The sequence below is a fragment of the Ramlibacter sp. genome (genome assembly GCF_035706265.1).
GTDB lineage: Bacteria > Pseudomonadota > Gammaproteobacteria > Burkholderiales > Burkholderiaceae_C > Ramlibacter.
In genome coordinates this window covers 1-4,395 of sequence record NZ_DASSVG010000173.1, presented here as the reverse complement: position 1 = coordinate 4,395, position 4,395 = coordinate 1, and the positions used below count along the sequence as shown (strand labels likewise).

3 protein-coding genes and 1 pseudogene are annotated in these 4,395 nt (G+C 69.4%); 1 reads left to right on the top strand and 3 read right to left on the bottom strand.

Features of this window, described 5'->3' with window-relative positions:
- The 3 genes and pseudogenes from VFM98_RS06635 to VFM98_RS06625 form a co-directional block, all read right to left on the bottom strand.
- Positions 1-302, bottom strand: a pseudogene (locus VFM98_RS06635) (hypothetical protein); the annotation flags it as partial.
- 3 nt (positions 303-305) lie between these two features.
- A complete protein-coding gene (locus tag VFM98_RS06630) occupies positions 306-1,277 on the bottom strand; it encodes a homoserine kinase (protein ID WP_325109118.1) in 972 nt (323 codons plus the stop codon).
- Position 1,278: 1 nt separating this feature from the next.
- Positions 1,279-1,587 (bottom strand): hypothetical protein, encoded by a 309-nt coding sequence (locus VFM98_RS06625; RefSeq protein WP_325109117.1) that lies wholly within the window; start codon positions 1,585-1,587, stop codon positions 1,279-1,281.
- 40 nt (positions 1,588-1,627) lie between these two features.
- On the opposite strand from VFM98_RS06625, the gene polA reads away from it, so the two are divergent.
- The coding region (gene polA, locus VFM98_RS06620) for a DNA polymerase I (RefSeq protein ID WP_325109116.1) at positions 1,628-4,395 on the top strand (2,768 nt) is incomplete at its 3' end.

Below are 4,395 nucleotides of genomic sequence, written 5' to 3'. Positions count from 1 at the left end.
CCCAGCAGCAGCATGGCGCGGTCGCGCTGGCGGCCGGCGCGGAAAGCGCTCACCAGCACCGTGGGCATGGGGAAGCGGCCGCTTTCGGCTTCGGCCGTGGCGGCCATCAGCCCCAGGGTGGCGGCCGGCACCAGCATGGCGCCCAGCAGCGAGCCCACCAGCGGCAGCTGCGAGAGCACCAGCACGACGGCCATGTACATGAAGAACAGGCCGGTGAGCGCCAGCGGCTGCTTCAGGAAGGTGCGCATCCCGAGCTTCACCCACAGGACTCCGGTGCGCGCGGGGACGATGTTCAGTTTCACGGCTCAGAGCGAGGCGGCGGTCACGGGATGGGCGATGCGTTCGCGCAGCACCCGTTCGAAGTGGCCGGGGTCGTGCGGCTGGAGCAGCGAGGCCTCGCGCGGCAGGTGGAAATCCCACAGGCGCGAGATCCAGAAGCGCAAGGCCCCGGCGCGCAGCATGGCGGGCAGCAGCTGGCGCTCGGCCGCCGACAGCGGCCGCACCTGCGCATAGGCCTCCACGAAGGCGGCGGCGCGCGAGGCATCGTGGCGGCCGGTGGGCAGGTCGATCGCCCAGTCGTTGAGGCACACGGCCACGTCGAACAGCCAGCTGTCGACGCCGGCGAAGTAGAAGTCGAAGAAGCCGGTGAGCCGGCCTTCGTCGAACATCACGTTGTCGCGGAACAGGTCGGCATGCACCGGGCCGCGGGGCAGGGCGGCGTAGGCGGCGCTGGCGGCGACGTGGTTCTGGTAGGCGAGCTCGCCGCGGATCAGGGCGGCCTGGGCCGCGTCGAGGAAGGGCAGCACCACGGGGACAGTCTCGTTCCACCACGCGAGGCCGCGCAGGTTGGGCTGGTGGCGGTTGTAGTCGCGCCCGGCCAGGTGCATGCGCGCCAGCATCGCGCCCACCTGGGCGCAGTGGTCCGGGCCGGGGGCGAGCTCGTGCCGGCCTTCCAGCTTGTTGACCAGCGCCGCCGGCTTGCCGCACACCGTGAGCAGGATGTCGCCGCCGCGGTCCGCCTGCGGATCGGGCACCGGGATGCCGTGCTGCGCCAGGTGCTTCATCAGGTGCAGGTAGAACGGCAGCTGCTCGAACGTGAGGCGCTCGAACAGCGTCAGCACGTACTCGCGGGCGCCGAACATGTCTTCGGCGGTGACGAAGTAGTTGGTGTTCTCGATGCCGCTCTGGATGCCGCGCAGCTCGCGCAGTTCGCCCAGCTTCAGCTCGCGCAGGAGCGCGCTGGCCTCGGCTTCCGAGACTTCGGTGAAGACTGCCATGCTAGAAGTCCAGCACGTTCCAGACGCGCTGCTTGCGCCCGGAGAAGCCCTCGCGGCTGGCGGAGGGGCGGCTGCGTCCCATGTCGTCCGGCTGCATCTCGTAGGGCGGCACGTTGGCCTTGGGCTGCACGGTGACGTTCTGCGTCTGGCCGCCCACCCGCAGTTCCTCGATGCGGTTGCCCTTGTCCTCGATGGTGATGCGCTCGATCTTCTGGTTCTTGCGCGGATCGACCGCGGTGTCGCGCTCGATCGTCGCCTGCGCGAGGACGCAGGCGGGCAGCAGGGCTAGCAGGAGGAAACTCGCGCGCATGCCGGCATTGTATGGGGCGGGCGGGCACAATCCCGGTCCTATGAGCGAGACGGACGAAGTCCCCCAACCCGAACCCAAGGTGCTGCTGCTGGTCGACGGCTCCAGCTACCTGTACCGCGCCTTCCACGCCATGCCCGACCTGCGGGCGGTGCCCGGCGACCCGGCGAGCCCGGCCACGGGCGCCATCCGCGGCATGATCAACATGCTGCAGAAGCTGCGCCGCGACGTGCGGGCGGACTACGCGGCCTGCGTGTTCGACGCCCCCGGCGCCACCTTCCGCGACGAGATCTACCCCGAGTACAAGGCGACGCGCTCGCCCATGCCGCCGGACCTGCGCACCCAGATCGACCCGATCCACGAGGTGGTGCGGCTGCTCGGATGGAAGGTGCTCAACGTGCCCGGCGTCGAGGCCGACGACGTGATCGGCACGCTGGCCTGCCTGGCCACCCGCGCCGGGGTGGAAACCATCATCTCCAGCGGCGACAAGGACCTGTCGCAGCTCGTGAACGAGCACGTCACCGTGATCGACACGATGAACGACAAGAAGCGCGACATCCGCGGCGTGGAGGCGGAATTCGGCATCCCGCCGCGCCTGATGGTGGACTACCAGGCGCTGGTGGGCGACGCGGTCGACAACGTGCCGGGCGTCGACAAGGTGGGGCCGAAGACGGCCGTGAAGCTGCTGCAGGAGTGGGGCTCGCTCGACAACCTGATCGCCAACGCCGACAAGGTGAAGGGCGCCGTCGGCGAGAACCTGCGCCGCGCCCTCGAATGGCTGCCCAAGGGCCGGCAGCTGCTGACCATCCGCACCGATTGCGACCTGAAGGAGCACATCCCCGGTATCCCGGAGCTGGCCGACATCGCGATCGGCGGCCAGGACGTGGAGCAGCTCAAGGCCTTCTACGAGCGCTACGGCTTCAAGGGCCTGGCGCGCCAGCTCGAGACGCACGACGTGCCGCCGGAGCTGATCGAGGAGCACCGCTTGAAGAAGCGCGTCGGCCCGGGCGAGCGTCCGCCGCCGGGGCTGTTCGCCGAGCCGGACCTCTCCGGCCTGTCGCAGGCGACCACGCTGCACTACGACACGATCTTCACCTGGGAGCAGTTGGCGCCCTGGCTGGAGCGCATCGAGGCGGCCGCGCTGGTGGCGCTGGACACGGAGACCGATTCGCTCGACGAGATGCGGGCCAACATCGTGGGCCTGTCGTTCAGCACCGAACCGGGCCTGGCCTGCTACATCCCGCTGGCGCACGACTACCAGGGCGCGCCCGACCAGCTGCCGCGCGACGAGGTGCTGCAGCGCCTGAAGCCCTGGCTGGAGAACGCCGGGAAGCACAAGCTCGGCCAGCACGTGAAGTTCGACCGCCACGCGTTCGCCAACCACGGCATCGAGGTGCAGGGCTACGTGCACGACACCATGCTGCAAAGCTACGTGCTGGAAGTGCACAAGCCGCACAGCCTGGCCAGCCTGGCCGAGCGCCACCTGGGGCGCACCGGCATCGACTACGAGACCATCGCCGGCAAGGGCGCGCACCAGATCACCTTCAACCAGGTGCCGATCGACAAGGCGGCCGAATACTCCTGCGAGGACTCGGACCAGACCATCGACGTGCACCGCGTGCTGTGGCCGCGGCTGGAGCAGCAGTCGAAGCTGCGCTTCGTCTACGAGCTGGAGATGCAGTGCAGCGAGGTGCTGTACCGGGTGGAGCGCAACGGCGTGCTGATCGATGCGCAGGCGCTTGCGCAGCAGAGCACCGAGCTGGGCCAGCGCATGATGGAGCTGGAGCGCGAGGCACACGAGCTGGCGGGCCAGCCCTTCAACCTCGGCAGCCCCAAGCAGATCGGCGAGATCCTGTTCGCCAAGCAGGGCCTGCCGGTGGTGAAGAAGACCGCCAGCGGCGCCCCGAGCACGGACGAAGAGGTGCTGGAGAAGCTGGCGGAGGACTATCCGCTGCCGGCGCGCATCCTCGAGCACCGCAGCCTGTCGAAGCTCAAGGGCACCTACACCGACACGCTGCCGCAGATGGTGCACCCGCGCACGGGCCGCGTGCACACGCACTACGCGCAGGCGGTGGCGGTGACGGGGCGGCTTTCCAGCAACGATCCGAACCTGCAGAACATCCCGATCCGCACGGCCGAAGGGCGGCGCATCCGCGAGGCCTTCGTCGCGCCGCCGGGGCACCGGATCGCGAGCGCCGACTACAGCCAGATCGAGCTGCGCATCATGGCGCACATCAGCGAGGACGAGGCGCTGCTGCGCGCCTTCCGCGAGGCGCTCGACGTGCACCGCGCCACCGCGTCGGAGGTGTTCGGCGTGCCGCCCGAGCAGGTCTCGAGCGAGCAGCGCCGCTATGCGAAGGTGATCAACTTCGGCCTGATCTACGGCATGAGCGCCTTCGGCCTGGCGCGCAACCTCGGCATCGAGACGGCGGCGGCGAAGAACTACATCGAGCGTTATTTCCAGCGCTACCCGGGCGTGAAGCAGTACATGGACGAGACGCGGCTGTCGGCCAAGAGCCGCGGCTACGTCGAGACGGTGTTCGGCCGGCGCCTGTACCTGCCGGAGATCAATTCACCGAACGGCCCGCGGCGCGGCAGCGCCGAGCGCCAGGCGATCAACGCGCCGATGCAGGGCACGGCGGCCGACCTGATCAAGATGTCGATGATCGAGGTGCAGAAGCGGCTCGAGCGCGAGCAGCGCCGCACGAAGATGATCATGCAGGTGCACGACGAACTGGTGTTCGAGGTGCCCGACGAGGAGGTCGAGTGGGCCCGCGCGGAGATCCCGCGCATCATGGCCGGCGTGGCGGA